Below are 667 nucleotides of genomic sequence, written 5' to 3'. Positions count from 1 at the left end.
ACGCAGTTCTGCGCGTTGATGACGAAGCGCGCGTCCGGCTCCGAATGCGAGACTTCGCCGCCCTTGGTCGGCGAGGCCGGGCCACCGGTCAGGCCGTTGCCGTCCGCGTCGACCCATTCATAGACACCGGCCGGGCAGTAGCGCGTCGAGGGGCCGGAAAAGACCATGTATTCCGAACGCTTCTGCAGTTCGGGGTCCTTCACCTGAAGGTGGATCGGCTGGCTTTCCTCGTGATTGGTGTTCGACAGGAACACCGAGGACAGGCGGTCGAAGGTGAGGACGCCGTCGGGCTTGGGATAGGCGATCGGCGAGTGCTTGTCGGCCGGCTCCAGCGCGGCATAGTCCGGCTTGCCGTGCGACTGTGTGCCGAGGAAGGAGAAGCCGAAGAGCTGGTTCGTCCACATGTCGAGCCCGCCGAGGCCGACGCCGATCCAGGTGCCGAATTTCGACCAGAGCGGCTTCACGTTGCGCACCCGCTTCAGATCCTTGCCGATGTCGCTGCCACGCCATTCGGCCTCGTAGGCGGCGATCTCGTCATGGGAGCGGCCGCCGGCCAGCGCCTCCGCGATCTTTTCGGCCGCGAGCATGCCCGACAGGACCGCATTGTGCGAACCCTTGATGCGCGGCACGTTGACGAAGCCGGCCGAGCAGCCGATCAGCGCGCCGC

1 protein-coding gene is annotated in these 667 nt (G+C 66.3%); it reads right to left on the bottom strand.

Features of this window, described 5'->3' with window-relative positions; translation table 11 throughout:
- The coding region (locus ACT6UX_RS30400; RefSeq protein WP_444778861.1) for a 4Fe-4S dicluster domain-containing protein at positions 1-667 on the bottom strand (667 nt) is incomplete at both ends.

Source organism: Reyranella sp. (genome assembly GCF_052439685.1).
GTDB lineage: Bacteria > Pseudomonadota > Alphaproteobacteria > Reyranellales > Reyranellaceae > Reyranella.
This window is presented reverse-complemented; position numbering and strand designations above follow the sequence as displayed.